We start from the raw sequence: 25,972 nt of genomic DNA, 5'->3' as shown, positions 1-25,972 counted from the left end.
CCGTCACTCCCGTCCTCGGTGGTGTCCTTCACTCACCTGGTACGGACGGGAGCGCCCTACCGTTCAGCCGGGACGGGTATCGATCGTGCGGCGGCCAGGTCCACCGGCCCGTACCGGGTGCGCGGCGCACCGGTGACCAGCGCCCAGTAACGGTCCCCGTACGACCAGTGCCACCACTCGGTCGGGTAGTTCACCATCCCCGCGCCGCCGAGAGCGTCCATCAGGATCCGCCGGTGTCGGCGGGCGGTGCGACCGATCGTGGGCGCGTCGGTGAAGCAGGCGTCCGCACTGTCATCCGGGGTCGCGTCGATGGCCGTGCCCAGGTCCAGCTCCACCCCGTCGTCGGTGCACAGGGTCACGTCGACCGCCCCGCCAGTGCTGTGCGGAGCCACGTCGACCGGCGAGACGAACTTGCTGGTCTCCCCGTGCAGTCGCTGCGGGGGCCAGTCCGGGTGCCGTCGGCGCAGCTCGTCCCGGTAGCCGGTGAAGATGGCCAACTGCGCCTGGTACGGGCGGTAACCCTCGACGACCAGCAGGCGCATGCCGGCGGGCAGGTCACGCTGCGCGGCCAGCAGGCGGTCCACGACTCCCGCGCGCAGCCTGGCGTACGCCCCGGCGGGGTCGGCCGCGCGGCCGTCGAGGCGCAGCTCCGGCAACGCACGCAGGTCCACCAGCGGGTCGCCGTCGTCGGAGCTGGGCACGGCCGCCACCCGGGGATCGGAGAGCAGGATCATCGGGCGTTCCCCACCGGGGTCGCCGGCCGTTCGGCGTGCCGGACACGGGCCAGCTCGACGAGGCGGTCCACCACCTCCCGGTAGGCGACGCCGACGGCCGCCCACACCTTCGGGTACATCGAGTGCGCGGTGAAGCCGGGCATGGTGTTCAGCTCGTTGACGTACACCTCACCGGTCGTCTCGTCGTAGAAGAAGTCCACCCGGGCCAGGCCCCAACCGCCGATCGCGGCGAACGCGCGCAACGACAGCTCCCGAACCCGCGCGGTCACCTCGTCCGGCAGCGAGGCGGGGACGATCATCGGATCGCTGTCGCCGAAGTACTTCTGCTGGTAGTCGAACCATCCACCGGCGACGCGTACCTCGCCCACCGCCGACGCCTCGGGGCGCCAGCCACCGAGGACCGCGCACTCCAGCTCCCTGCCGGTGACCCCCTGCTCGACCATGACGAGCTGGTCGTGGCGCAGCGCCTCCTCCACGGCGGCGGCCAGGTCGTCACCCTCGCCGACGCGGGAGATGCCGATCGACGAACCCATGCTGGCCGGCTTCACGAAGAGCGGCCGGCGCAGCCCGACGACCAGCTTCTCCGGGTCGTCGGCCGCACGGTAGGTGTGCGCGTCGAACGCGACGTACGGGGTGACCGGAACGCCCTCGGCGCGCAACGCCCGCTTCATCGCCACCTTGTTCATGCCGACCGCCGAGGCGAGGATGCCGCACCCCACGTACGGGACGTTCAGCGCCTCCAACAGCCCCTGCACCACACCGTCCTCACCGAACGGTCCGTGCAGCACCGGGAAGACCACGTCCAGCTCGGCGTGCACCGCGCCGGGGGCGTTGCCGGCGCACACCTGCACGACGCCGGGACGCGGACCGGCCCGCAGCTCGACCGACGGCCCGGACACCACCAGGCGGTCGTCGATGGCCCGCGCACCGGCCGGCCGGTCGCGCAGCTCGGCCAGCAGCGCGTCGGGCAGCAGCCGAAACCCGCCGCTGCGGGTGACACCGATGGCGACAGTGCGGTACCCGCCGCCGGCGAGCGCCCGGGCCACGCCGAGCGCGGACGCGCAGGACACCTCGTGCTCCGCAGACGGTCCACCGAACAGGATTCCGATCCGAACAGGCGCGCTCACGCCGCCATCCCCTCGACAGTCGTCACCGTGGCGGACCGCTGGGTGGACAACCGGGCCACCACTGATGCCTCCACGTTCCCGCCGGTCAGCACCACGCCGACCGTCCGCCTCCGACCGGGACCCACGCGCTCGTCACCGGCCAGCCGGAGCGCGCCGGCCAGGCCGGCCGCACCGGACGGCTCGGCGAGCACCTTGAGCTCCATCAGGATCAGCCGGAACGCCGCCCCGATCTCGTCGTCGTCGACCCGGACGACCCCGCGCAGCACGTCGCGCACGATGGCGAACGGCAGCTCACCCACACAGGACGGCCGCAGCCCGTCCGCGATCGTGGGCGCCGGCGCGACCGGGACGCGAACACCTGCCGCCAGGCTGCGGGCGAGCGAGTCACAACCGACCGGTTCCACGCCGTACACCTCGATGCCCCTGCCGGCGGCGGCCAGGCACGCGCCGGCCACCCCGCCACCACCACCGACCGGTACGACCAGCGCGTCCAACGGTGTGCCTGCGCGCTCGGCCTCCTCGATCAGCTCCAGGCTGGCCGTGCCCTGCCCGGCAATGACGTCCGGGTGGTCGTACGCGTCGACGACCGGGTGACCGCTCTCGTCGCTGAGCCCGTCGACCACCGCCAGCCGCTCCGCGACGTCAGTGCCGGCGAGCACCACCCGCGCCCCCGCCGCGCGGGCCCGGTCGACCTTCGTCGACGCCGCGTCGACCGGCAGCACCACGGTGGCCGTGAGCCCGTGCTCCCGGGCCGCCAACGCCACCGCTATCGCGTGGTTGCCGGTGCTCTGCGCGATCACCCCGGTGTGGCCGGAGGCGGCGAGCCGGCCGACCGCCCGCAGCGCGCCCCGCATCTTGTACGAGCCGCCGTTCTGGAGGTTCTCGGCCTTGAGCAGGATCCGGGCGCCGGCCAGACCGTCGATCACCGGGGACCGCAGCACGGGTGTGCGGACCACCCGGCCGGCCAGCCAGCGGGCGGCCTCCTCGACATCGGCCCGAACCTGGCCAACGGTGTGTGACATCGTCTTTCTCCTTTCGGGCACACCACAGGCGGGATCCAGCGGTACGCGGGACCCCGGGAGGTGGGTGGAGCGCTAGGTCACATTGGGTAGTTGGACGTCGACCCGCAGACCGCCGTGTTCGGCGGGCCGGGCCGCGATGATGCCGTCGTGCGCCTGGGTGATCGAGCGGGCGATGGCCAGGCCCAGGCCGGCGCCTCCGCCCTGCGAGGTGCGGTCCCGGGCGAGCCGTCGGAACGGCTCGAAGAGACCGGCCACCGCCTCGGCCGGCACCGGCTGACCGGTGTTGACCACGGTCAGCGCGGGCGCGCCGCTCACCGCGACGGTCAGCGAGCCGCCGCGCCGGTTGTACTTGATCCCGTTCTCCACCAGGTTGGTGACCAGGCGTTCCAGCAGCACCCGCTCGCCGACGACCACCCGGGGCGCGAGATGGGTGTCGATGGTGACGCCGGCCTCCCGGGCGCGGTCCTGATACCCGGCGAGCACCGCCTCGACGATCGTGTCCAGCCGCTGCGGGATCCGCGAGCGCAGGCCCTGGTCGCTCTCGCTGAGTGCGAGCAGTCCCTCGATCAGCCGCTCGTTGCGCTCGTTGGTCTCCAGCAGTTGGCTGGTCAACAGCTCCAACTGCTCACTGGTGAGCGCCTGGGCCATGCCGACCTCGATCAGCGTCCGCTGCACCGCCAGCGGCGTACGCAGCTCGTGTGAGGCGTTCGCCGCGAACCGTCGCTGCCCCTCGTATCCGGCGGAGACGCGTTCCATCATCTCGTCGATCGCGCGGGAGAGCTGGGCCAGCTCGTCCCCGCCGCGGGGCCGGATCCGGTGACCGAGGTTCTGCGGGCCGAGGTGCCCGATCGGTCCGACGAGGTCACGGACCGGGCGCAGGCACCAGGCCGCACCGAACCAGAGCGCCACCAGGGCGGTCACGGTGACGAGCAGCACGGACAGCAGGGGCAGCACGAACGCCCCCGGGCGTACGTCGGCGCAGGTCGAGATCAGACCGGGCACCGGCAGGTCGCAGAACTGCTGTCCCCAGGTCCAGGTCACACCCGACACCCACCTGCCCATGGTCGGCAGCAGCGGCCCGGCCAGCAGTGCCAGCAGGCCCACGAGCAGCACCCGACGTCGGGGCGTCCAGGTCACGCCGTCCCACCGATGCGGTAGCCGGCCTTCGGCACGGTGTGGATGACCGCCGGGTCACCGAGCTTCCTGCGCAACGTCATCACGGTGACCCGTACGGCGTTGGTGAACGGGTCGGCGAACTCGTCCCAGGCCTGCTCCAACAACTCCTCGGCGCTGACCACCTGCCCGTCCGCGCGCAGCAGCACGTGCAGCACCGCGAACTCCTTCGGGCTCAGCGCGAGCGGGCGGCCGTCCCGGGTGGCCACGTGTCGGCCCACGTCCAGCACCAGGCCGTCCCGGGCGAGCACCGGTGGCAGTGCCGGCGCGGACCGTCGACCGAGGGCCTGCACCCGGGCGACCAGCTCGGCGAAGGCGAACGGCTTGGTCAGGTAGTCGTCCGCGCCGAGACCGAGACCCTCCACCCGGTCCCGGATGCCGGCCGCGGCGGTGAGCAGCAGCACCCGGGTGCCGACCTGTGAGTCGGTGATGCTGCGGCAGACCTCGTCACCGGTGTGTCCCGGCATGTCCCGGTCGAGCACCGCGACGTCGTACCGGTTGACCCCGATCCGCTCCAGCGCGCCGTCACCGTCGTAGCAGACGTCGACGGCCATCGAGAGGCGGCGCAGCCCTTGGGCCACCGTGTCCGCCAACAACCGCTCGTCGTCCGCCACCAGCACCCGCACGTGTCTGCTCCCCCGAGTTCCGCTTGCCCGGCATACCGTCGCAGGCCCGGGTTAAGGGTTCTGTAAGGACCCGCGGAAGCCATCCTCCACGGCAGCGACCAGCGGACAAACGATTGCAACCCTCGCCCTGCCGGCTTCGTCCCGCGCCGCGCCGTCTGCGCCCGGGGGTCCGGCGGCCACGGCGGTTGGCGATCGAGGGTGAGCTGCGTCACGATGGGGGCCGAGGAGGTCGCCCTGATGGCTGACCCGTGGCTCGCCCTGGAGTTCGGCGTCGATCCGGCGGAACGGATCGCGCAGGTCGGTGCCGCCCACGAAGCCTTCCTCACCGCCGGCGCCGCGCCACACCGGGTGCGGGACGTGGTGCGCCGCTCCTGGGAACGCTCGGCGCGACTCGACCCCGAGGCCACCCCACCTGTCGACCTGGCCGACGACGTCCTGGCCGCGTACCGGGCCGTTCACCCGTTGGCCCGGGTGCTGCCGCTGTTCCGGGACCTGCTCGGCGGCATCGCCCAGGACGGCGCGCACCTGATGGCGGTCTGCGACGCGGACGGGCGACTGCTCTGGGTCGAGGGGCATCCGGGCGTGCTCCGGCACGCCGAACGGATGAACTTCGTGCCCGGCGCCCGCTGGGACGAGACGCACGCCGGCACCAACGCGCCCGGCACTGCGCTGGCCGTCGACCACAGCGTGCAGATCTTCGCCACCGAGCACTTCAGCCGCCCGGTGCAACGCTGGACGTGCGCGGCCGCGCCGATCCACGACCCCGCCACCGGCCGACTGCTCGGCGCGATCGACATCACCGGCGGGGACCACCTGGCCAATCCGCACAGCCTGGCCCTCGTCCGCGCCACCGCCCGGGCCGCCGAGGCGCAGCTCGCCGCCGGCCAACCGGTGGAGCCCGGCGTCACCACGGTGACCGCGCTCGGTCGCGACGAGGCGGAGCTGCGGGTGGACGGCCGGCGGATCCGACTCGGTCGCCGGCACAGCGAGTTGCTGGTCCTGCTGCTGCACCACCCGGAGGGACGCACCGGCGTTCAGCTCGGCCTCGACCTGTACGGCGACGACCGGCTGCACCCGGTCACCCTGCGCGCCGAGCTGTCCCGGTTGCGCCGGGTGCTCGGCCCCGAGCTGCTCGACTCCCGCCCCTACCGGCTGCGCGGAACCGTCCGCGCCGACTTCACCACCCTCGCCCACCGGCTGGACCAGGGCGATGCGGCGGGCGCGCTCGACGCGTACCCCGGGCCGTTGCTGCCCGGCTCGGACGCGCCGGGAGTGACACGACTGCGCCGACTGATCGACGGTCACCTCCGTGCGGCCGTGCTGGCCACCGCGGACCCGGCGCTGCTCGCGGCCTGGACCGCGACGCCCGCCGGCGCCGACGACCTGGCCGTGTGGCAGGCCCTGGCGCGGGCGTTGCCGGTGGGCGCGCCGCGTCGGCCCCTCGCCCTCGCGCGCATCGACCAGCTCGCCAGGGAGTACGCGTTGGAGCGCGCAACGTTCCTGCAACGTCCGCGAAACTAGCCTTCCCGCCGTCATCCCCCATCGACGGCGGAGGTCACCATGACGCGCTACGACGCGCCCACCCACTGGCAGTCCCGTTACGACCACTACATCGGCGGCGAGTACGTCAAGCCGCACGGCGGCGCCTACTTCGAGAACCCCACCCCGGTCACCGGGCAGACCTTCACCGAGGTCGCCCGCGGCACCGCCCCCGACGTGGAGAAGGCCCTGGACGCCGCGCACGGCGCCGCCGACGCGTGGGGGCGCACCTCGGTGGGCGAACGGGCGTTGATCCTCAACCGGATCGCCGACCGCATGCAGGAGAACCTGGAGTCCCTGGCCATCGCCGAGAGCTGGGAGAACGGCAAACCGGTCCGGGAGACCCTCGCCGCCGACATCCCGCTCGCCATCGACCACTTCCGCTACTTCGCCGGGGCGATCCGGGCCCAGGAGGGCTCGCTCGGCGAGATCGACGACGACACAGTGGCGTACCACTTCCACGAGCCGCTCGGCGTGGTCGGGCAGATCATCCCGTGGAACTTCCCGATCCTGATGGCGACCTGGAAGCTGGCGCCCGCGCTGGCCGCCGGCAACACCGTGGTGCTCAAGCCGGCCGAGCAGACCCCGGCGTCCATCCACTACTGGCTGTCGCTGGTGGCGGACCTGCTGCCGCCGGGCGTGCTCAACATCGTCAACGGTTTCGGCGTGGAGGCCGGTAAGCCGCTGGCCTCCTCGGCCAGGGTCGCGAAGGTGGCCTTCACCGGTGAGACCACCACCGGGCGGCTGATCATGCAGTACGCCAGTGAGAACATCAAACCGGTCACCCTGGAGCTGGGCGGCAAGAGCCCGAACATCTTCTTCGACGACGTCAGCGCCGCATCGGACGACTTCCTGGACAAGGCCCTGGAAGGCTTCACCATGTTCGCGCTCAACCAGGGTGAGGTCTGCACCTGCCCGTCGCGGGCGCTGATCCAGCAGGGCCACTACAGCGACTTCCTCGCGGCGGCGGTTTCTCGCACCGAGCAGATCGTGCAGGGGCACCCCCTGGACACCGACACGATGATCGGGGCGCAGGCCTCCAACGACCAGCTCGAAAAGATCCTGTCCTACCTGGACATCGGCCGCCAGGAGGGTGCCCGGGTGTTGACCGGCGGCTCCCGCGCCGACCTGGGCGGAGACCTGTCGGGCGGGTACTACGTTCAACCGACCATCTTCGAGGGCGACAACTCGATGCGGATCTTCCAGGAGGAGATCTTCGGTCCGGTGGTCTCGGTGACCTCCTTCGCCGACCTCGACGACGCCGTGAAGATCGCCAACGACACCCTGTACGGGTTGGGTGCCGGCGTATGGACCCGGGACATGAACACGGCGTACCGGGCCGGGCGGGCCATCCAGGCCGGCCGGGTGTGGACGAACTGCTACCACGCGTACCCGGCGCATGCCGCGTTCGGCGGGTACAAGCAGTCCGGCATCGGCCGGGAGAACCACAAAATGATGCTGGAGCACTACCAGCAGACGAAGAACCTGCTGGTCAGTTACTCCACCAAGAAGCTCGGCTTCTTCTGATGCCGGTCGTCTCCGTCACCCCCGCCGCGGCCGAGCTGATCCGGTCGCTGCGGGGGCGACACGGCCCACTGATGTTCCACCAGTCCGGCGGCTGCTGCGACGGCAGCGCCCCGATGTGCTACCCGGCGGGCGAGTTCCGGACCGGCTCGTCCGACGTCCTGCTCGCCTCGCTGACCGTCGACGGGGTGCCGGAACCGGTCGAGTTCTGGATGTCGAAGTCCCAGTGGGAGCTGTGGAAACACACGACGCTGACCGTCGACGTGGTCCCGGGCAGAGGCAGCGGCTTCTCCCTGGAAGCGCCCGACGGCGTCCGCTTCCTCATCCGCTCACGCCTGGCCGCTTGACCCCTGACCTGAGCGCCGTTCCCGGGCGGGACGAGCTTCGGGGATAGCTCGCACTGGAGACCGTGATGCCTGTGAGGCATCAAGATGACTCACAGGCATCACGCTCCACACCGCGTCTCGGTCGCGCGAGATGACAATGCGTGATCGCAGACCCAGCCGCGGGATCAGTCGCAGGCTGTGCCGTCGCCGTCTCGGTCCAGGTCATAGATGTCGCTGCCGGTCACTCTGATGGGCCCGCGCACGTAGGCGGGGCCGTTACCGCTGCCGCCAGCGCAGTCGACGTCGCTGGCGATCGGGACGCAGCCGCTGTAGTTCGGGTCGCACTTCGACTGCGCCTTCTTGGTGCCGACGGCTACGACCTGCGTCACCGGCTGCTTCGTCACCGTGGACTTGACCAGCTTCCTGGCCGTACGCACCCCGTCCGTGGTGGTCACCTCGTACGTCAGGGTCCGTACGCCGTTCACGCCCTTGGTCCGGACGACGCGCTTGCCCTCGGCGAGGGTCGCGTCCTTGACGGTCCGCTCGGTGTAGCGCACGGCGGCTCGCTCCGTCTCGGTCGTCACCCGGACGACCGGCGTGGACGCGGCGCGAGACGGGGACACGGCGTCGGCCGGGGTCGGCGAGGCTGGCACCGCGTCGCTGGGATCCGGCGTGGCGGATGGGGCGGCGAGCGGCGACGCGGCCTGGGCGTCGGCACCCTCGGTCGGCTCGGCGGGCGCCGCCACGATGGGCTGCTGAGCCTCGGCGGCCGTCCCGGTCCTGGTCGGCTCCGGCTCGCCGGCCAGCGCGCTGATGATGGCGGCGCCGGTGCAGCAGAGCAGCAGGACCGACAGGGTCACCGAGCCGAGGATCACGGCGGCCCGGCGGGCGGGACTGGCCCGGCGGAACCAGTTCGGTCGGGGCGGCGGACCGGACGACGGCGCGTACGGCGGGCCAGGATTCGGCGGTGGTTGCATCGTCACGGCGATGAGTGTCGTCGCAAACACTGCGCGCAATATCATCCGTCGCGTTGGTCACCTGCGCCGTTCGCCGCGCACCGGTGATCCATGGGCGCTTCCTCGGGCGACAGACGACACCTGGGACAACCCTCCAGGTCGGCCGGCCGGGGCCGATCGTGCGGCTACATTTGCCAACAAACGTCGCGAATCCCCTACCCACCGTGCCGTCGCACGGTCGGTCACCGGCGGGCGGCAGTGGATGTGTCGAAATGCCGTCAGCGGGCGGGCTCGGAGGTGCGACGGGCCCGTCGACCGCGCAGCGAGCTGAGCCCGACCAGCAGCAGCGCGACCGCGAACATCGCGGTACCGATGACGTTGACCTGTGGTGGGATGCCCCGCTGGGCGGCGGCCCACACGTACATCGGGAACGTGACAGTGGTGCCGGCGTTGAAGTTCGTGACGATGAAGTCGTCGAAACTCAGCGAGAAGGCCAGCAGCGCGGCGGCCACGATGCCGGGCAGCACCAGCGGCAGGGTGATCCGCCGGAAGGTCTGCCACTCGCTGGCGTAGAGGTCCATGGCGGCCTCCTCCAACCGCCGGTCCATCCCGGCCAGCCGTGCCTTCACGGTGACCACCACGAACGACACACAGAACATGACGTGCGAGACCACGACGGTCCAGAAGCCCTGCGGCACCCCGGCGGACACAAAGAGGGCGAGCAGCGACGTGCCCATCACCAACTCCGGGGTGGCCATCGACACGAAGACCAGCACGTTGATCGCGGACCGGCCCCGGAAGCGGTGCCGCACCAGCGCGAACGCCATCAGGGTGCCGAGCACCGTGGCGGCCACGGTGGCGAGGAAACCGATCTGCACGCTGCGGACCACCGCCTCGCACATGTCCGAGGTGGCGCACGGCCGACGCCAGTTGTCCACTGTGAACTCGTTGAAGTCGTACGACAGCCGGCTCGACGGGCGGTTGAACGACAGGGCGGCCACCACCAGGATCGGCAGCGCCAGGTAGCCGAGGACCAGCAGTGCCACGATCATCACCCAGCGGTCGGCCAGCCATCGCCAGAGTCTCACCGCACCGCCTCGGTGCCGGCCCTGCGCAGCCACCCGAAGACCATCGCGAGGATCGCCGCCATCAGCAGGACCGACAGCGCGGCACCCTGCGGGTAGTCCAGCCGGACCAGGAACGCCGAGTCGACGACGTTGCCGACCATGTACTCGTTCGGTGTGCCGAGCAGCTCCGCGTTGATGTAGTCCCCGCTGGCCGGGATGAAGAACAGCAGCGCGCCGGCGACCAGGCCGGGCATGGACAACGGCAGGGTCACCCGGCGGAACGCCTGGACGGGGCTCGCGTACAGGTCGCCGGCCGCCTCCAGCAGCCGGCGGTCCAACCGCTCCAGGCTCGCGTACAGCGGCAGCACCAGAAACGGCAGGAAGGTGTACGTCAGGCCGAGCACCACCGCGAACGGGGTGGCCAGCAGCCGACCGTCCGGGGCGAGCAGGTGCACGTCGCGCAGCAGGCCAACGAGCACCCCGTTGTCCGACAGGATCGTCTTCCACGCCAGCGTGCGGACCAGGAAGCTGGTGAACATCGGCGCGACCACGCACACCAGCAGCAGGTTCTTCCAACGACCGGCCTTCTGCGCGATCGCGTACGCCAGCGGGTAGCCCAGCAGCAGCGCCAGCAGCAACGCCAGAGCGGCGTAGCCGAACGAGCGCAGGAACTGCGGCCAGTACGCCTGCAACACGTCCGGGTAGTTGCCGACTGCCCAGGTCATCGCGTAACCGTTGGAGAGCGAGCCGCCGGGGTCGTAGAGGCTGGCCGCGGCGAGCTGCCCCAGCGGCACACCGAAGAAGATCAACAGCCAGGCCACACCGGGCAACACCAGCAGGTACGGCAGGAGCCCGCGTCGCCCGGACCGGGCTGCCGGTGGCGCGGGCGGCGGCTGCCCCGGTCCGGTGCGAGCCAGCAGGGTCACGACGACGCGCCCACCGGCTGGTCCGGGACCACCGGGACCGGCAGTTCGGTGTCGGCGGCGTCCCGGGGCAGCAGGAACGCGTGCCGTGGATCCCAGCACGCCACGGCCGCACTGCCGACCGCGATCCGCGTCGACGTCCCCGTGTTGGCCGCGAACACCGACAACTCGCTGCCCGAGCCGGTGCGCAGCAGGTACTGCGTGCTGACCCCCAGATAGGAGGCGTCGGTGACCACACCGGTGACGTGCTGATGACCCACGGGCACCTGGTCGGCGGAGCCGACCAGATGCAGCTTCTCCGGGCGTACCCCCAGGTGGACCGGGCCGTGGTCGGCCCGGGACCGGCCGGCGGGCACCGAGAAGCGCGCGCCGTGCGCCGTCACCACGACGTCGCCGCCGCTGGCACCGCCGGCCTCGCCGGCCAGCAGGTTGGACCGGCCCAGGAAGTTCGCGACGAACGCGGTGGCGGGAAACTCGTAGATGTCGGCGGGTGCGCCGAGTTGCTCGATCCGGCCGGCGTTCATCACCGCGACCGTGTCCGCCATGGTCATGGCCTCCTCCTGGTCGTGCGTGACGTGCACGAAGGTGATGCCGACCTCGGTCTGGATGCGCTTCAGCTCGATCTGCATCTGTCTGCGCAGCGTCAGGTCGAGGGCACCCAACGGCTCGTCGAGCAGCAGCACCTGCGGCCGGTTGACCAGCGCACGGATCAGCGCGACCCGTTGCTGCTGACCGCCGGAGAGCTGGGCCGGGCGGCGGCTGCCGTAGCCGTCGAGCCGCACCAGCGACAGCATCCGGTTGACCTCGGCGTCGACCGGGCGGATGCCGCGTCGGCGCAGCCCGAACGCCACGTTCTCGAAGACGGTGAGGTGCGGAAAGAGCGCGTAGCTCTGGAAGACGGTGTTGACCGGTCGCTGGTGCGGACGCAGCCGGCCGATGTCCCGGTCACCGAGCAGCACCTGACCGCTGGTCGGCTCGTCCAGACCGGCGATCATCCGCAGGGTGGTGGTCTTGCCGCAGCCGGACGCGCCGAGCAACGCGAAGAACGAGCCCTGGACGATCGTCAGGCTGAGGTCGTCGACCGCGGTGAGGGTGCCGAACCGTCTGGTCAGGTTGGCCAGGCGCAGATCGCCGGCGGGTGTTTCACGCGCCATCCTCGTCACGCCCCGATGACCTGCTGGAACTTGCCCTCGTACTCCTTCTCCTGCTTCTCGTTCAGGGCCATGAACAGCGTGGACTTCGCCAGCAGGGCCTCGTCGGGGAAGATCAGCGGGTTGGCCGCCAACTCGGGGTCGATCTTCTCCATCTCGGCCTGTGCGCCCTTGACCGGGCAGATGTAGTTGACGTACGCGGCGAGCCTCGCGGCGACCGCCGGCTCGTAGTAGTAGTTGATGAGCTGCTCGGCGTTCGCTTTGTGGGTGGCCTTGTTGGGCACCATCATGTTGTCGCTGTAGAGCATCACCCCGGAGTCGGGCGCGACGAACCTGATCTTCTCGTCCGCGCCGGAGAGCTGGACGACATCGCCGGACCAGCCAATGCAGGCGGCGATGTCGCCCTTGGCCAGGTCGGGTGCGTAGTCGTTGCCGGTGAACCTGCGGATCTGCCCTGAGTCGACGGCCTTCTTGAGCGTGCTGAGCGCGTCGTCGAACTGCGCGCTCGTGAAGTTGGCCGGGTCGTGCCCCGCCGCACCGAGCAGCAGGCCCATCGTGTCGCGCATCTCGCTGAGCGCGGTCACCCGGCCCTTGAGGTCGGGGCGGGTGAGCAGCTCGTCGACAGTCCGCAGCTCTTTGGTGACGTTGCCGTTGTACGCCAACCCGGCGAGGCCGGACTGCCACGGGATGGAGAGCCGGTTCTCGGTGTCAAAGGACCGGTCGAGCAGCGACGACAGCAGGTTGGCCCGCACGTTCGGGATGTTCGCCGGGTCGAGCTTCTGGATCCAGCCGAGCCGGCTCATCCGGGCCGCCATCCAGTCGCTCAGCACGATGATGTCCCGGTCGGTGCTCTGGCAGGCAGCGAGCTGGTGCTGCACCTTGCCGAAGAACTCGTTGTTGTCGTTGATGTCCTCGGTGTAGGTGACCGCGATGCCGGTCTTCCGGACGAACTCGTCAAGGCTGGGCCGCTTGGACTCGTCCTTCTCATCCACGTCCAGGTACTGCGGCCAGTTGGAGAAGACGAGCTTGCGCTCGGTGCCGGACAGGTCCTCGCTGACGCAGCCGGCATCGGTCTGCTGCGCACCCTTGGTGCCGCAGCCGGCAAGGCCACCACCCAGGGCCAGCAGGGCAGCCGAACCGAGAGTGCCGCTGAGTAGTCCACGCCGGGATAGGGGCCGGAGGGGAGTACGCATCACTTTTCCTCAGGGGTCGGCGCCGTGGACGACTGACACGATGACAAACCGGCAGCACCGGAAGAGCATCGGGGCCAATGCGTGACTGCCCGTGCAGGCGTCGGCCACGCTCAGCTTGATCCACTCGCGTTCCAGGAAGTCGGGGTGTCCCAGCGCCGCGACACCGCGTTTCGCAAGAAGCCGAGTGGATCAGCGGCTGGGGTCAGCGGCCAGGGGATCAGCGGCCAGGGTCAGCGGCCAGGGGATCAGCGGTCGGACCGACGGACAACGTCGACGAACGACGACCAGGCGGCCGGCGCGAAGGCCAGGGTGCCGCCGTCGCGGTCCTTGCTGTCGCGCACCAGCACCCGACCGGGCAGGTTGTCGGCCACCTCGACGCAGTCGCCGCCGTTGTTGCTGCTGCGGGTCGCCGTGCGCCAGCGGGCGTCGGTCATGTCCATGTCGTGGCCACTTCCCTGATCAGCTCGATCGACCTGCGTTGGGGTAGCGCCTCACCGGTGACGCTCTCCCACCTCCGACCCAGGCTAGCGACGTCGACGGGATCGGTCACGACCTGACCGCGGAGCTGGTTGTCGAGATACGCCAATTCCGTCCCGTCGGGCAGGCGGCCCAGCACGAAGGGACCCGCCAGGCCGGTGTGCCACGGGCTCTCGGCCGGGATGACCCGGACCTGCACGTGCTCCCACTCGGCGACCACCGCCAGGTGGGTCAACTGTCCGGACATCACGGCGCGGTCGCCGACCAGCCGGCGCAGCACCACCTCGTCGATCACCGTCACGAGCTGCGGCGGGGCATCGCGGCCGAGGACCGCCTGCCGTTCGAGGCGGCTCGCCACGATCAGATCCACCTCGGACGGTGGGAGCAGGCCACCGGTGCCCAGCACCGCGCGGGCGTACCCCTCGGTCTGGAGCAGGCCCGGCACGAGCAGCGGCTGGTAGGAGCGGATCGAGGTGGCGTCCTGTTCAAGCTCGGCCCACGGTCGGAACCACGGCAGGTCACGGCGGCGGAACGGCTCCGGCCAGAGGTCGGCCGCGTTCCGGCGCAGCACCTGGGCCACCGCGACCCGGGTACGCGAGTGCGGAATGCGCCCCGCGGCAAGCCACCGCGCGGCCGTCTTGGGGTCGACGCGAACCTTCTCCGCCAGCGATTCGACAGTCTCCCCCGCCTCGGCCATCGCCACCCGCAACGCCTCGTTCGCCACCGGACCCTCCTGCCCGCCAGGCGTACACGGTGACTTGGCTCGGTGCACGCTGCGGCGCATGCTAACCACGCTGAGTGCCGATGTCTGCGGCCTACCGGCGTGTGGCGGTCGGACGTGTTGGAACGCTTCCCCGGCGCCCCCCCGAACGCCCCCAAGGCGTCCCACAAGGTCCCACCCCACCCCACCCCACGCCGCCCCAACCCCACCTCACCCACCTCACCCCGCCCCGCCGCGCTGGTTGATCAAGAGGTTTCGGTCACCAAACGACGCGCTTTTGACGCAAACCTCTTGATCAACCCGGGAGGGCGGGGCCGGGCGGAGCCCGGCAGTTAGTGGTTGGGGGGGATTACGCGGAGGTGGCCTCGCCGGCCGGTCTGGTTCGGGTTCTCGTGGTGCTGACCCGGGTCCGGGGGGCGAGGGGCGGGGGCCGGGCGGGCGGCTTCGCGGACCGCCTCGGCCAGCGCCACCAGATCGTCCGTGGTGGGCGGCGGCGGCTCGAACTCACCCTCGTGCCGGACCACGTCCCAGCCACGCGGTGCGGTCAGGCTGCGGGCGTGCGGCTCACACAGGTCGTACGTGTGCGGCTCGGCGAACGCCGCCAGGGGCCCCACCACCGCTGTCGACTCGTTGTAGACATAGGTCAATGTGGCGACCGCTTGCCGGGGGCAGCCGTTACGGGAGCAGCGCCGTGGTGACCTCACAGGCGGCAGGGTATCTCCATTACCGGGTCCGGCGCATCGCTTCGCGTTGCGACACGCCCGTCGTGGTGATCACAGTTGCCCGTCCTGGGCGCGCCGCGCCAGGCGAGCGGCGCTGCCGCTGGCGAGCCCGGCGCGGGCGCTACCCTTTGCCTCATGACGAGCCCGGAACACCGCCGCCCCGGCTCCGGCCGGCGTGCGCACCGTGACCGGCACGGGCGCGGCCTGCGCGGGCGGCTGGTGCCGGCCACCGTGCCGCTGGCGCGGACCAAGGCCGAGGTCTTCGACGACCTGGTCCTGGACACCGTGGAGACGCTGGAGCGTCGGTTCGCCAAGGAGCTGGCCGGGGTCGAGTTCGCCGTCGAGGACGTCCCGCCGGACCTGAACGTGTACGACTCCGATGTGCTGGAGGACGGCGAGGTCCCGCTGGCCCGGCTGCTGCCCGGCCGCCCGGGCCGGCAGGAGGTGCCGCCGCGGATCGTGCTGTACCGGCGGCCCCTGGAGTTCCGGGCGATGGACCGTGAGGACCTCGCCGATCTCGTGCATGACGTGATCATCGAGCAGGTGGCGAACCTTCTCGGGGTCGACCCCGACGAGCTGGCCTGAGCGGTCCCCCCGCGAGTGAGGCCGAGCGCTCCCCCGCGAGTCAGGCCGAGCGCGCCCCCGCGCGCCGGACCGTGACCCGATCAGGCAACCTGCCGGGCGAGTCGGGCGGCCCCCACCGCCCCGACCTCGCACCGCTCAGGCGGCCCGCCGCTTCAACTTGCGCCGCTCCCGCTCGGAGAGCCCACCCCAGATGCCGAACCGCTCGTCGTGACCGAGAGCGTATTCAAGGCATTCCGTCTTGACCTCGCAGCGCGAACAGATCCTCTTCGCCTCGCGGGTCGAGCCGCCCTTCTCGGGAAAGAACGCCTCGGGGTCGGTCTGCGAGCACAGCGCTCGCTCCTGCCACTCCGGCGCGTTTCCGAGCAGGTCGGCCACCTCAAGCTGGCCGTCCATCAAATGCCTCCTTGTCGCGCACCGGCGTCATCGCCGCTGCAACCCCCCACGCGAAAGGCGTGCTTGTCCGTCCGGTCCCGTTTTGTTGCGTTCCGTGCGAACAACCCCATTCAAATTACACGCGTGTAATGCGTGCGCCGTCAAGCCAAACTTGATAATGGAGTCGCCCTCCCGACACCCCCGGACGACCACTCGGACCGTCCAGCCTCGCAACCTGCCCTATCGATTCAGACCCCGGCCGAGTAACGCCCTCTCCGGCGAGTTGCCCGACTTTTCTGCCGTGGCGCTTCCCTGACGAGTCACCGCCAGGACGGCGCCAGCCGCCATCACCGCCAAGCTGATCTTGGTGGGGGACAGGTTAACGCGACACGGCGCAGACTGCCCGTCGAGCTGCGGGCAGCACATGCGCCCCGTCCACAATGTGGACGGGGCGCTATGGAAAAACCGGCGCGGCGAGGTCAGCTGGCGACCCCGAAACCGCTGCTGGGCCACACGAACTCGGCTATCCCTCCACCATGGACAGAAACCGTGCCGGCGGACGTCTTGTCGTCCCACCAGACGGTATAAATTCCGGACGACAGATCGGGATAGACCGCTGTGTGGAACGAGCCGTCGCGCACCCGGCGCTCACGCACCGCCGAGTGGACCCGCCGCTCGCCCTCGCGGCTGATCTCAATCTCCCGACCATGCAGATCCGGGCTCGTGTAGACGATCAGGGCACCGGTGTCGCCACCCAGATCGAGGACGACGCTCCCGGTCTCCGACGGCCCGTACGCGTGCTCGTGCATGCTCCGCTCCCCCACGCCGGTCAGGACGCCGCCGCCGACGGGTTGTTGAACCCGTCGTACGGCGTACCGAGGTAGGGGAAGTTTCCGAGGAACGGCGCTGTCACGTCGGCGGCGCTCAGCCCCGGGGTGACAGCGGCGGCCGCCGCGTCCGGGCGGAACGTCCTGTCCACCAGCGGGACGGTCACCCCGGCGATCGCCCGCAACGCGATGCTCACCACGTCGTCGCCGACACGCCGACCGTTCGGGAAGCCGGCCAGGTCGCCACCGAGCACCCCGAACCGGTCCGGCTGCCGGGTCGGCGGGATCGCGGTGTTCAGCCGCAGCATGTCGGCCTGCACGTCGCCGGTGGTGTTGGTGAAGCCGTCGATCAACCCGGCCGGTATGCCGGTGAGCAGGATCGCCACCAGGTCGGCGCGCGCCTTCCTGGCCTTGGTGAGCTTGTCCAGGTTGGGGAAGACGTCCGGGTAGAGCGCCGGCAGCAACGCCGCCAGCTCCGGCTGCTCGACGAACTGCGCGAACCGCTTGTCCTCCGACGGCGGCAGCGAGTTCCACAGGTCCTTCTTGGACATCGGCACGATGACCTCGTTGAACAGTGGATTGCCCAACCGGGAGACCTGGGTGAACGGGCCGGTGGCGGTGTCCGCAGCGCCCCGGTCGCCGAGCACCCGCACCTGCCGGCGCGACGCCGACGTCCACACCCCGATCACCGAGGCCCGGTCACCCGCGCCGTAACGGTTGGCACTCTGGCGGACCCGGTCCAACGGCACCTGCACGGCGATGCTGTGCACGTTCATCCGGTCGGTGGCGTTGACCGGCTCCCCCTCGGCCTTGAAGATCTTCTTGCCGGCGACGTGCAGCTGCTGGAACGGCCGCAACGTGCCGAGGTCGAAGATCGCCCCCAGGTCGACGAAGAAGCCGTCCGCACGCTGCCCGGCGAAGACCCGCTCCCCGGTGGAGAGCGAGTAGGTGGCCTGCCGCACCAGCTCGGCGTACTTCGGGGTGGACAGCGGGCCCACATTGCACGGCGGGCAGGGCAGCTTGTGGGCCAGCCGGTGCTCCCGGCCGTCGGCCACCCGGGTCAGGCTGTAGAACTGCCGCCGGTTCCAGTTCCTGCTGTCCAGCGAATCGATCGGGCCGGTGTTGTAGAGAAAACTGTTCGGATTGGTGATCTCGGTGGTGAATTCGAACCGGTAGGTGACATCCGGACGGCCGTCGCCGTCGTTGTCGATATGGATCTCATAGCGCACGTCGTCGCCGAACTCGAAGAAGTTCGGGCCCCCGGAGGGGAGCTGCAACGGTACGTAGTTGGCGATCAACGTGACCGTGTCGCGCTTGTCGGGGCTGACGAACGCGTACAGGTCGGAGCTGTCGGCGACCGGATCCTTGGCTATCTCCGGGGCCTCGCGGTGGGAAGACATGGCGACCAACCTCACTGGGCGGGGACAGGGTGGCAGGGCGGGGTGCCGGGTCAGCGCCGGGCGGCGCGCCGCAGCCGATCCGCCAGGCCGCGGTCGCGAACCTCGACCCGGGCCTCGCCGACGAAGATGTCCATCGTTCCGGAATCGGCGTCTCGCAGGTGCACGACGATCGGCTCGTCGGCTCGCCCGGCAGCGCCGGGAGCGTTCTGCGCGGCCGACAGGCCCGGCACGGTGAGCGCGGCGGCGCCGAGGGTGGCGCTGGCCGCGGCGGTCAACGTCTGCCGGCGGGTCAGTCGCGGCCACTGCCGCTTCCGCTGATCACTGGTCATGGGCAACCTTTCCGGCGGCGGCGCGAACGCGCCCGCGGAGACGGACGGGTCCGGTGCCGTCTACCGACGCCGCCAGGCCCCGTGGGGACACCGGCGGCGGTCCTCGCCGCGACCGCCGCCGGCACCGCGTGGTACGGCCGGCGGCGGGGAAAGGTTCGACGTCAGGGCCGGGCGTGACCGTACGCAGTCGAGCGCTTGCGCGCCGGCCGCCCGGCCGCCGTCGCGATGGCCCGCAACTGCTCCTCGGTACGCGCCGACCCGTTGCCGGAACCGGCCATCCGGGAGATGGTCTCCTCCATCAGCGTGCCGCCCAGGTCGTTGCAGCCACCCTGGAGCATCGCCACAGTGCCCTCGTCGCCTAGCTTCACCCAGGAGCACTGAATGTTGTCGATCCGGCCGTGCAGCAGCAACCGGGACATCGCGTGGACCACCCGGTTCTCCCGCCAGGTCGGCCCGGGCCGGGCGATCCCCGCCAGGTAGATCGGGGCGTTGGTGTGCACGAACGGCAGCGCCACGAACTCGGTGAAGCCACCGGTGCGGTCCTGCACCCCGGCCAGCACCCGGAAGTGCGCCAGCCACTGCCCGGGGTGGTCGACGTGGCCGTACATCATTGTGGAGCTGGACGGGATGCCCAGCTCATGGGCGGTGCTGACCACGTCGACCCAGGCGGCGGCCGGGAGTTTGCCCTTGGTCAACACCCAGCGCACGTCGTCGTCGAGGATCTCCGCGGCGGTGCCCGGGATGGTGTCCAGCCCGGCCTCGCGCAGCTGGGTCAGCCAGTCGCGGACCGGCACGCCGGCCTTCGCGGCGGCGGTGACGATCTCCATGGGCGAGAACGCGTGCACGTGCATCTCCGGCACCCGCGCCTTGATCGCGCGCACGATGTCGGCGTACCCGGTGACCGGCATCTTCGGGTCGATGCCGCCCTGGAGGCAGACCTCGCTGGCACCGAGGGTCCACGCCTCCTCGGCCCGGTCGGCGACCTGGTCGACGGAGAGCCGGTACGCGTCGGCGTCGCGTTCACGCTGCGCGAAGGCACAGAATCGGCAGCCCACGTAGCAGACGTTGCTGAAGTTGATGTTGCGGTTGACCACGTAGGTGACGTCGTCGCCGACCGCGTCCCGGCGCACGTCGTCGGCGAGCCGGCACAACTCGTCGAGTGCCGGACCGTCCGCGCCGAACAGCGCCAGAGCGGCGTCGGTGTGCGCGGGCTCCAGCAGCGCGGCGGGGTCGTCGGCGGCGAGCCGCAGCCCGGCCCGCAGGTCATGGTCGCCGGCGGCCGCGGCCGGGCCGGCCGTCACCTTGGTGGCGACCTCCGCCCAGTCACCGTAGACGCTGTCGAAATCGCCCCGCCGGTCGTCGGTCCGACCGGTGGTGTCGATGGTGGTGTGCAGGTCGGTCCGCCCGCCGAACACCTCCTCCGGCTCCTGCCAGGGGTGGCCCTGCGGCATGGCCGACTCCACCGCCATGCCGGACGTCGGATCGGCCAGCGCGTTCACGTGCGGCAGCAGCCGAGGGTCGAGCCACGGGTCGCCGGCGCGCACGTACTCCGGGTAGATGGTCAGCCGCTCCCGCAGCGTGAACCCGGCCAGCTCGGTGTGCCGGGCCAGCTCCTCGATCTGCGGCCACGGGCGTTCCGGGTTGACGTGGTCCGGGGTGAGCGGGGAGACGCCACCCCAGTCGTCGATGCCGGCGCGCAGCAGCAGGTCGTACTCGCCGGCGATGAGGTTCGGCGGGGCCTGGATCCGGGCCTTCGGGCCGAGCAGCAGCCGGGCCACCGCCACCGTGGCCGCCAGGTCGTGCAGCTCCGCGTCCGGCATGCCGCGCATCGCCGTGTCCGGCTTGGCGCGGAAGTTCTGCACGATCACCTCCTGGAGGTGGCCGTACTCCCGGTGGGCGCGGCGGATCGCGAAGATCGCGTCGACCCGCTCCGCGGGGGTCTCCCCGATGCCGATCAGGATGCCCGTGGTGAACGGCACGCCAACCCGGCCGGCGTCGTCGAGCACCCGCAGCCGGACCGCGGGCTCCTTGTCCGGCGAGCCGAAGTGCGGGCCGCCCGGCTCGGACCAGAGCCGGGTCGCTGTCGTCTCCAACATCATGCCCATGCTCGGCGCGACCGGCTTGAGCCGTTGCAGCTCCGACCAGGACAGCACCCCGGGGTTGAGGTGTGGCAGCAGGCCGGTCTCCTCCAGCACGGCGACCGCGCAGGCACGCAGGTAGTCCACCGTGGAGTCGTAACCGCGCTCGTCCAACCAGCTGCGGGCCGCCGGCCAGCGCTCCTCCGGCCGGTCACCCAGGGTGAACAGGGCCTCCTTGCAGCCCTGCGCGGCACCCGCCCGTGCGATCGCGAGGACCTCGTCGCGGTCCAGGAACGGCGCCGGCAGCCGATGCGGCACCGTCGCGAACGTGCAGTAGTGGCAGCGGTCCCGGCAGAGCCGGGTCAGCGGGATGAAGACCTTCTTTGAGTACGTGACCACGCCCGGCCGGCCGGCCTCACGCAGCCCGGCGTCCCGGATCCCCCCGGCGACCCGGAGCAGTTCGTCGAGCGCGTCACCACGAGCGGACAGCAGCGCGGTCGCCTCGTCGACATCCAGCGCACGCCCGGTCGCGGCCCGGCCCAGGGCCCGCCGCACGCTCGCGTCGCTCGGACCGGAGTGGGTGCGATCAACCATCCGCTCAGCCTATGCGCAGCGCGAGCCCGGCCCACCAGTCCCGGCCCGCACCGTGGGAAACGGCACGCGTTCGCCTCCCCCGACGGGAAGCGGCTCAACCCCTGCCGTCAGGGGAAACGGCCGTCCGTCAACACCCGGCCCAGGCCGTTCACACCCCCACAGCTGGCAATCTTGGACACTTTCCGTCAGCCCGAAACGGAAAGTGTCCAAGATCTACGCCGTTCGCTCGCCCCTAGCGGCTCAACGGCACGGCGGGACCCACGTCCCGGGCGGGCCAGGCAAGACATTCGCCCACCGAGCCCCTCGGGCTGCTGATCGTGGCGGACTCAGCGGGGCTGGTCCGGGTGGTCATTGGGCTTGATGTGTTGGGTGCGGTCGTTGTCCGTGTCGCCGGGGCGGGAGATGGCCTCGGTCGGGTCCGCCGACTGGCGCGGGATGGTCTGGGTGGGGTCGGCCGACGGCGGCTGCCCGAACGGCGGCGCGGCGGGCGCTGGCGGCGCGGACTGGGGGGCAGGGTTCGCCGGAGGCGCGGACTGCGGGAACGGCGGCGCGGACTGCGGGTGCGGCGGTCCCGACTGCGGGAACGGCGGGGCCGACTGCGGGGCCTGGAACGGCGGCGACGGCTGACCGTACTGGCCGGCCTGCGGGTAACCACCCGGCTGACCCGGCTGCGGATAGCCACCCGGCTGGCCGGGGGCGGGCCAACCGCCCTGCGGCTGGCCACCGGGCTGCCCCTGGCCCGGCCAACCACCCTGCTGCTGCGGCCAACCTGGCTGCGCCTGGCCGTAGACACCGGGCTGGGCCTTGGGCCGCGGCACGTAGTAGTGGGCGCGCCAGACGGTGTAGACCACCCAGGCGGCGACCGCGAAGATCACCATCCAGGCGAACCGGGTGAGCACACCGAGGAGCGCGTCCAGGACCTCGGCCTCGGCCAGGCGGCCCACCGTCCAGATCAGCATGGTCAGCGTGCCGAAGAGCGCGCTGACCGCGTACTCGGCGAGGGCCACCTGGGTGATCAGCTTCGCCTTCGGCAGCACCGGTGAGACGTGCGTGGCCAACAGCACGGCCAGCAGTGGGAGGACCACCGCCTCCACCCCGATGAACGCGTAGAAGGCGCTGCCCGCACGGTCGGTGAAGGAGCTGTAGTCGTTCGGGGCGATCAGCCGGAGCAGGCCCACGAAGAGGAACACCGCGTTGGCGCCGAGCAACGCGAGCGCAGCGAGTTCGCGTAGTGGCTTGGTCAGCTGACGGGCCTTCGTCGCGTCGGTCGACGCGGGCTCGGCGGGGCTGGTCACGAGGTCCCCCTCGGGGCATGAACGGACAGGGCGCACGTGAGCCTAGTCTCTAGGGCCACCGGCGGACCGGAGGCGTCACGTGCGCGAGGATGGTCGACATGCGCATCGTGGTTCTGGCCGGCGGCATTGGCGGCGCCCGGTTCCTGCTCGGCGTCCGGGCGTACGCCCGGGAGGTCGGCGCGGAGGTGACCGCCGTGGTCAACGTCGGCGACGACCTGTGGCTGCACGGGTTGAAGATCTGTCCCGACCTGGACAGCGTCATGTACACACTCGGCGGCGGCGCCGACCCGGAGCGGGGCTGGGGTCGGGTCGGCGAGAGCTGGACGGTCAAGGAGGAGCTGGCCGCGTACGGGGCGCAGCCGACGTGGTTCGGCCTCGGCGACAAGGACATCGCCACCCACCTGGTGCGTTCCAGCATGCTCAACGGCGGCTACCCGTTGAGCGCGGTCACCGAGGCGCTGTCCACCCGTTGGGAGCCGGGCGTACGTCTGCTGCCGGCGACGGACGACCGTCTGGAGACCCACGCGGTGGTCGAGGACGAGCAGGGCCAACGGGCGATCCACTTCCAGGAGTGGTGGGTGCGGTACCGCGCTGACATCGACACTCAGCGCTTCGTGTTCGTCGGCGCGGAGACGGCGAAGCCGGCACCCGGCGTGTTGGAGGCGATCGGCTCGGCCGATCTGGTGCTGGTCGCGCCCAGCAACCCTGTGGTGAGCGTCGCGCCGGTGCTGGCCGTGCCGGGGCTGCGTGCGGCGGTGGCCGACAGCCCGGCGCCGGTGGTGGGTGTCTCACCGATCATCGGCGGCGCTCCGGTGCGGGGCATGGCCGACCGCTGCCTCGCCGTGCTCGGTGTCGAGTGCAGCGCCGCCGGAGTGGGCCGCCTGTACGGGGGCCGACCGGACGGCGGCCTGCTGGACGGGTGGCTGGTGGCCGAGGAGGACGCCGGCGCGGTGGTGCCCGGGGTGACGGTCCGCGCGGTGCCGCTGCGGATGACCGACGAGGCGGCTACTGCGGCCATGGTCCGCGCCGCTGTGGAGTTGACGTGAGGCTGGAAATCCTGCCGGTGCTCGGCATCGGCCACGTGACCGAGGGTGACGACCTGGCGGCGGTGATCGCGACAGCGGCCCCGTGGCTGCGCAACGGCGACGTCCTGGTGGTGACCAGCAAGATCGTCTCCAAGGCGGAGGGGCGGCTGGTGGACGTCCCGGCGGACGGTCCGGAGCGGCTGACCGCCCGGGACGAGGTCCTGGCCGGTGAGACGGCCCGGGTGGTCGCCAGCCGGGGGCCGACCCGGATCGTGCAGACCCATCACGGCTTCGTGATGGCGTCCGCGGGGATCGACGCGTCGAACGTGGACAAGACCCAGCTGGTGCTGCTGCCTGTCGATCCGGACGCGTCGGCGCGGGCTCTGCGCGAGGCGCTGCGGGAGCGCTACGACCTGGATCTGGCCGTGATCATCAGCGACACCATGGGCCGGCCCTGGCGCAACGGGCTCACCGACGTGGCGCTCGGCGTGGCCGGAATGCCGGCCATCCGGGACCACCGTGGGGAGGTGGACCCGTACGGCAACGAGTTGCAGTTGACCCAGATGGCCGTGGTGGACGAGCTGGCGGGCGCCGGCGAGCTGATCAAGGGCAAGTGTGACCAGGTGCCGGTCGCGGTGGTCCGTGGCTACCTCTCCACGACCACCCCGGATGACGCCGATGGTGCGCGGGCGCTGATCCGCGACGCCGCGCAGGACCTCTTCTCCCTCGGTACCGCCGAGGCCCGTGCCGCCGGGCTCACCGACGCCGCCACCCTGGCCGACGCTCTCGGCCCGACGCCGGCCGACCTGGCCGCGGTGCGGCGGGCGATCGACGCGGTCGCCGAGGTCGTCGCCCCCGGCACGGTCTTCACCCTGGTCGACGAGGCGGAGGTACGCGCCGGTCTGGTCGCCGAGATGCCGGGCTGGCCGGAGGGCGCCGCCCTGGTGCTGGGCTCGGCCCCGACGCCCGTTGAGCCGACGGGTCTGGTCCGCTTCGGCGCCGACCTGCACCGACTGCGCGTCGCCCTGGCCGCCGAGGGTGTCGGGTCGACCCTGTTGCCGCCACCGCCGGGCAGCCCGGCGAGCGCCGCGCTCGCGCTGTGAGAGACGGCCGGGTCAGGCGTCCAGCATGGCCCGGCCGAGCGGCGTCAGCGTGTGCAGCACGCTGTTGCGCTCCCGGTGGCTGACCAGCAGGCCAGCGTTGCGCAGCACCGTGGCGTGCTGGCTCGCTGCCGCCGGTGAGATGTTGAGCTGACGGGCGACCTCGCCGGTGGTGGAGCCCTCGTCGGTGGCCTGCAACACCGCCGCCCTGGTGCGGCCGAGCAGCGCGGCGAGCGAGTCGCGGGGAGCACCCGACGGGATCGCCGCGACGCGGTCGGCCGGTGCCAGCCCGCCCAGCCGGTCGACCGGGTAGACCAGCACCGGTGGCAGCGCCGGGTCGAGCAGTGCGACCGGCGTGCTCGCGCAGAAGAACGACGGCACCAGCAGCAGCCCTCGGCCGTCGAGGTGCATCTCCCGGCTGTGCGGGTAGTGGCGGACCTCGAGCACCCTGTCCTCCCAGCGCATGGCCGGCCGGAGGCTGGTGAGCAGGCCCTCGACACCGCCGTCGAGCAGTGCCCGCGCGCGGCGGGCCCGGTCCGCCGCCACCGCGGCCTGGATCCTGCTCCAGTACGGGTTGATCGCCAGCGATCGGTACTGCTCCATCGACTCGGCGAGGTGGTGCAGCACCGCCACCTCGCCCCGGGCCAGCGCGGCGGCCGAGGAGGGCAGCTGGGTCTCGGTGGCCAGCACGCTCAGGTCCCGGTGCAGCAGCTCGGTGGGGGTGCGGCGGAGCGCGTCCAGCCCGGCCTCGAAGCCGTCGACGCTGTCGTACGGGGTGAGGAAGTCCGGGAAGTAGCCGCGTGGCGGGTTCAGCGCGAACAGCAACCGGAGCTGCTCGGAGGCGACGTCCTGACGCAACGCCTGGGACACGGTGCGCCGCCAGTTGGCCGTCAACGGGTCGCGGTTGCGGCCCTGCAGCACGTGCAGGCTGAGGACCAGCTCCCAGATCGGGTCCGCAGCCGGCGCCAACCGGGTCCGGAGGATGTCCTCCCCAGAAAAGTGGATCTTCAGCATGGAGCACTCCTGAGTCCCCGGCAGGGGGATGCCGGATGACCGTTCGACTCTACCTGGACGGCACTAATCTCC

The 25,972-nt window shown here is 71.4% G+C and carries 26 protein-coding genes; 6 read left to right on the top strand and 20 right to left on the bottom strand.

Annotated features, from left to right (window positions below; genetic code table 11):
- Positions 1-56 precede the first annotated feature (56 nt).
- The 5 genes from CLT68_RS11310 to CLT68_RS11290 form a co-directional block, all read right to left on the bottom strand.
- Positions 57-734 (bottom strand): M15 family metallopeptidase, encoded by a 678-nt coding sequence (locus CLT68_RS11310; RefSeq protein ID WP_099850687.1) that lies wholly within the window; start codon positions 732-734, stop codon positions 57-59.
- The gene (locus CLT68_RS11305) at positions 731-1,861 is read right to left on the bottom strand and encodes a D-alanine--D-alanine ligase family protein (protein WP_099850685.1); all 1,131 of its coding nucleotides are present in this window, start codon (positions 1,859-1,861) and stop codon (positions 731-733) included. Before CLT68_RS11305 ends, CLT68_RS11310 begins: the two co-directional genes overlap by 4 nt.
- Positions 1,858-2,883, bottom strand: a complete 1,026-nt coding sequence (locus CLT68_RS11300; RefSeq protein WP_099850683.1) for a pyridoxal-phosphate dependent enzyme — start codon at positions 2,881-2,883, stop codon at positions 1,858-1,860. Before CLT68_RS11300 ends, CLT68_RS11305 begins: the two co-directional genes overlap by 4 nt.
- Positions 2,884-2,955: 72 nt before the next feature.
- Positions 2,956-4,020, bottom strand: coding sequence for a sensor histidine kinase (locus CLT68_RS11295; protein WP_231927218.1), 1,065 nt, complete (start codon positions 4,018-4,020; stop codon positions 2,956-2,958).
- Positions 4,017-4,682, bottom strand: a complete 666-nt coding sequence (locus CLT68_RS11290) for a response regulator transcription factor (RefSeq protein ID WP_099850682.1) — start codon at positions 4,680-4,682, stop codon at positions 4,017-4,019. The genes CLT68_RS11295 and CLT68_RS11290 overlap by 4 nt, the downstream gene beginning before the upstream one ends.
- Before the next feature lie 237 nt (positions 4,683-4,919).
- Here CLT68_RS11290 and CLT68_RS11285 point away from each other — a divergent pair, with 237 nt between their 5' ends.
- Genes CLT68_RS11285 through CLT68_RS11275 form a run of 3 tightly spaced genes read left to right on the top strand, consistent with a single transcriptional unit; the run spans position 4,920 to position 8,092 of the window.
- Complete coding sequence (locus tag CLT68_RS11285) at positions 4,920-6,203, top strand: GAF domain-containing protein (RefSeq protein WP_099857042.1); 1,284 nt, start codon at positions 4,920-4,922, stop codon at positions 6,201-6,203.
- Positions 6,204-6,242: 39 nt separating this feature from the next.
- Positions 6,243-7,748 (top strand): aldehyde dehydrogenase, encoded by a 1,506-nt coding sequence (adh, locus tag CLT68_RS11280; RefSeq protein WP_099850680.1) that lies wholly within the window; start codon positions 6,243-6,245, stop codon positions 7,746-7,748.
- Positions 7,748-8,092: a DUF779 domain-containing protein gene (locus CLT68_RS11275; protein WP_370452959.1), complete on the top strand. Its 345-nt coding sequence runs from the start codon at positions 7,748-7,750 to the stop codon at positions 8,090-8,092. The genes adh and CLT68_RS11275 overlap by 1 nt, the downstream gene beginning before the upstream one ends.
- Before the next feature lie 164 nt (positions 8,093-8,256).
- Here the strand turns inward: CLT68_RS11275 and CLT68_RS11270 are convergent, their stop codons facing one another.
- The 8 genes from CLT68_RS11270 to CLT68_RS11235 all read right to left on the bottom strand — a co-directional run bounded on the left by CLT68_RS11270 (position 8,257) and on the right by CLT68_RS11235 (position 15,263).
- The gene (locus tag CLT68_RS11270; RefSeq protein WP_486482425.1) at positions 8,257-9,048 is read right to left on the bottom strand and encodes a G5 domain-containing protein; all 792 of its coding nucleotides are present in this window, start codon (positions 9,046-9,048) and stop codon (positions 8,257-8,259) included.
- Between the two features lie 257 nt (positions 9,049-9,305).
- Positions 9,306-10,115, bottom strand: a complete 810-nt coding sequence (locus CLT68_RS11265; protein ID WP_486482136.1) for an ABC transporter permease — start codon at positions 10,113-10,115, stop codon at positions 9,306-9,308.
- Positions 10,112-11,020 (bottom strand): ABC transporter permease, encoded by a 909-nt coding sequence (locus CLT68_RS11260; protein WP_099850676.1) that lies wholly within the window; start codon positions 11,018-11,020, stop codon positions 10,112-10,114. The genes CLT68_RS11265 and CLT68_RS11260 overlap by 4 nt, the downstream gene beginning before the upstream one ends.
- Positions 11,017-12,171, bottom strand: coding sequence for an ABC transporter ATP-binding protein (locus CLT68_RS11255; RefSeq protein WP_099850674.1), 1,155 nt, complete (start codon positions 12,169-12,171; stop codon positions 11,017-11,019). The genes CLT68_RS11260 and CLT68_RS11255 overlap by 4 nt, the downstream gene beginning before the upstream one ends.
- A gap of 5 nt (positions 12,172-12,176) precedes the next feature.
- A complete protein-coding gene (locus CLT68_RS11250; protein WP_099850672.1) occupies positions 12,177-13,361 on the bottom strand; it encodes a polyamine ABC transporter substrate-binding protein in 1,185 nt (394 codons plus the stop codon).
- Positions 13,362-13,606: 245 nt separating this feature from the next.
- Positions 13,607-13,801, bottom strand: coding sequence for a DUF397 domain-containing protein (locus tag CLT68_RS11245; RefSeq protein ID WP_088946296.1), 195 nt, complete (start codon positions 13,799-13,801; stop codon positions 13,607-13,609).
- On the bottom strand, positions 13,792-14,535 hold the full coding sequence (locus CLT68_RS11240; RefSeq protein ID WP_099857038.1) for a Scr1 family TA system antitoxin-like transcriptional regulator: 744 nt from the start codon (positions 14,533-14,535) through the stop codon (positions 13,792-13,794). Before CLT68_RS11240 ends, CLT68_RS11245 begins: the two co-directional genes overlap by 10 nt.
- Positions 14,536-14,891: 356 nt before the next feature.
- A complete protein-coding gene (locus CLT68_RS11235; protein ID WP_088946295.1) occupies positions 14,892-15,263 on the bottom strand; it encodes a DUF3499 domain-containing protein in 372 nt (123 codons plus the stop codon).
- Between the two features lie 153 nt (positions 15,264-15,416).
- Here CLT68_RS11235 and CLT68_RS11230 point away from each other — a divergent pair, with 153 nt between their 5' ends.
- A complete protein-coding gene (locus tag CLT68_RS11230; protein ID WP_074316962.1) occupies positions 15,417-15,866 on the top strand; it encodes a metallopeptidase family protein in 450 nt (149 codons plus the stop codon).
- A gap of 135 nt (positions 15,867-16,001) precedes the next feature.
- On the opposite strand, the gene CLT68_RS11225 is transcribed toward CLT68_RS11230, so the two are convergent.
- From CLT68_RS11225 to CLT68_RS11200, 6 genes are all read right to left on the bottom strand, one after another.
- Positions 16,002-16,259 (bottom strand): WhiB family transcriptional regulator, encoded by a 258-nt coding sequence (locus tag CLT68_RS11225; RefSeq protein WP_007455784.1) that lies wholly within the window; start codon positions 16,257-16,259, stop codon positions 16,002-16,004.
- 458 nt (positions 16,260-16,717) lie between these two features.
- Entirely contained in the window at positions 16,718-17,047 is a 330-nt protein-coding gene (locus CLT68_RS11220) for a phospholipase (protein ID WP_099857036.1), read from the bottom strand.
- A gap of 20 nt (positions 17,048-17,067) precedes the next feature.
- The gene (locus CLT68_RS11215; protein WP_099850670.1) at positions 17,068-18,465 is read right to left on the bottom strand and encodes a DUF4331 domain-containing protein; all 1,398 of its coding nucleotides are present in this window, start codon (positions 18,463-18,465) and stop codon (positions 17,068-17,070) included.
- A 50-nt stretch (positions 18,466-18,515) separates the two neighbouring features.
- Positions 18,516-18,794, bottom strand: coding sequence for a hypothetical protein (locus CLT68_RS11210; RefSeq protein ID WP_099850668.1), 279 nt, complete (start codon positions 18,792-18,794; stop codon positions 18,516-18,518).
- A 161-nt stretch (positions 18,795-18,955) separates the two neighbouring features.
- Positions 18,956-21,466: a bifunctional FO biosynthesis protein CofGH gene (locus CLT68_RS11205; protein ID WP_099850666.1), complete on the bottom strand. Its 2,511-nt coding sequence runs from the start codon at positions 21,464-21,466 to the stop codon at positions 18,956-18,958.
- A 326-nt stretch (positions 21,467-21,792) separates the two neighbouring features.
- On the bottom strand, positions 21,793-22,761 hold the full coding sequence (locus CLT68_RS11200; RefSeq protein WP_099850664.1) for a hypothetical protein: 969 nt from the start codon (positions 22,759-22,761) through the stop codon (positions 21,793-21,795).
- Positions 22,762-22,859: 98 nt separating this feature from the next.
- Between CLT68_RS11200 and cofD the strand changes: the two genes are divergently transcribed.
- Positions 22,860-23,807, top strand: a complete 948-nt coding sequence (gene cofD / locus CLT68_RS11195; RefSeq protein WP_088951473.1) for a 2-phospho-L-lactate transferase — start codon at positions 22,860-22,862, stop codon at positions 23,805-23,807.
- Positions 23,804-24,889 carry a coenzyme F420-0:L-glutamate ligase gene (locus tag CLT68_RS11190; RefSeq protein ID WP_099850662.1) on the top strand — a complete coding sequence of 362 codons (1,086 nt, stop codon included), beginning with the start codon at positions 23,804-23,806 and terminating at the stop codon, positions 24,887-24,889. Before cofD ends, CLT68_RS11190 begins: the two co-directional genes overlap by 4 nt.
- 12 nt (positions 24,890-24,901) lie before the next feature.
- Here the strand turns inward: CLT68_RS11190 and CLT68_RS11185 are convergent, their stop codons facing one another.
- Positions 24,902-25,900, bottom strand: coding sequence for a winged helix-turn-helix domain-containing protein (locus CLT68_RS11185; RefSeq protein WP_099850660.1), 999 nt, complete (start codon positions 25,898-25,900; stop codon positions 24,902-24,904).
- Between the last annotated feature and the right edge of the window lie 72 nt (positions 25,901-25,972).

The organism is Micromonospora sp. CNZ299, assembly GCF_002754415.1.
Note: the sequence above shows the minus strand (reverse complement) of the source record. Positions and strands in the feature narration are given on the sequence as shown.

Bases quoted from the DNA above. Each gene is read 5' to 3' on its own strand.
- cofD (WP_088951473.1), top strand. From the start codon at position 22,860: ATGCGCATCGTGGTTCTGGCCGGCGGCATTGGCGGCGCCCGGTTCCTG.
- CLT68_RS11275 (WP_370452959.1), top strand. From the start codon at position 7,748: ATGCCGGTCGTCTCCGTCACCCCCGCCGCGGCCGAGCTGATCCGGTCG.
- CLT68_RS11220 (WP_099857036.1), bottom strand. From the start codon at position 17,047: ATGCACGAGCACGCGTACGGGCCGTCGGAGACCGGGAGCGTCGTCCTC.
- CLT68_RS11230 (WP_074316962.1), top strand. From the start codon at position 15,417: ATGACGAGCCCGGAACACCGCCGCCCCGGCTCCGGCCGGCGTGCGCAC.
- CLT68_RS11250 (WP_099850672.1), bottom strand. From the start codon at position 13,361: ATGCGTACTCCCCTCCGGCCCCTATCCCGGCGTGGACTACTCAGCGGC.
- CLT68_RS11205 (WP_099850666.1), bottom strand. From the start codon at position 21,466: ATGGTTGATCGCACCCACTCCGGTCCGAGCGACGCGAGCGTGCGGCGG.
- CLT68_RS11255 (WP_099850674.1), bottom strand. From the start codon at position 12,171: ATGGCGCGTGAAACACCCGCCGGCGATCTGCGCCTGGCCAACCTGACC.
- CLT68_RS11300 (WP_099850683.1), bottom strand. From the start codon at position 2,883: ATGTCACACACCGTTGGCCAGGTTCGGGCCGATGTCGAGGAGGCCGCC.
- CLT68_RS11240 (WP_099857038.1), bottom strand. From the start codon at position 14,535: ATGGCCGAGGCGGGGGAGACTGTCGAATCGCTGGCGGAGAAGGTTCGC.
- CLT68_RS11215 (WP_099850670.1), bottom strand. From the start codon at position 18,465: ATGTCTTCCCACCGCGAGGCCCCGGAGATAGCCAAGGATCCGGTCGCC.
- CLT68_RS11185 (WP_099850660.1), bottom strand. From the start codon at position 25,900: ATGCTGAAGATCCACTTTTCTGGGGAGGACATCCTCCGGACCCGGTTG.
- CLT68_RS11245 (WP_088946296.1), bottom strand. From the start codon at position 13,801: ATGGACATGACCGACGCCCGCTGGCGCACGGCGACCCGCAGCAGCAAC.
- CLT68_RS11225 (WP_007455784.1), bottom strand. From the start codon at position 16,259: ATGGACGGCCAGCTTGAGGTGGCCGACCTGCTCGGAAACGCGCCGGAG.
- adh (WP_099850680.1), top strand. From the start codon at position 6,243: ATGACGCGCTACGACGCGCCCACCCACTGGCAGTCCCGTTACGACCAC.
- CLT68_RS11310 (WP_099850687.1), bottom strand. From the start codon at position 734: ATGATCCTGCTCTCCGATCCCCGGGTGGCGGCCGTGCCCAGCTCCGAC.
- CLT68_RS11285 (WP_099857042.1), top strand. From the start codon at position 4,920: ATGGCTGACCCGTGGCTCGCCCTGGAGTTCGGCGTCGATCCGGCGGAA.
- CLT68_RS11270 (WP_486482425.1), bottom strand. From the start codon at position 9,048: ATGCAACCACCGCCGAATCCTGGCCCGCCGTACGCGCCGTCGTCCGGT.
- CLT68_RS11210 (WP_099850668.1), bottom strand. From the start codon at position 18,794: ATGACCAGTGATCAGCGGAAGCGGCAGTGGCCGCGACTGACCCGCCGG.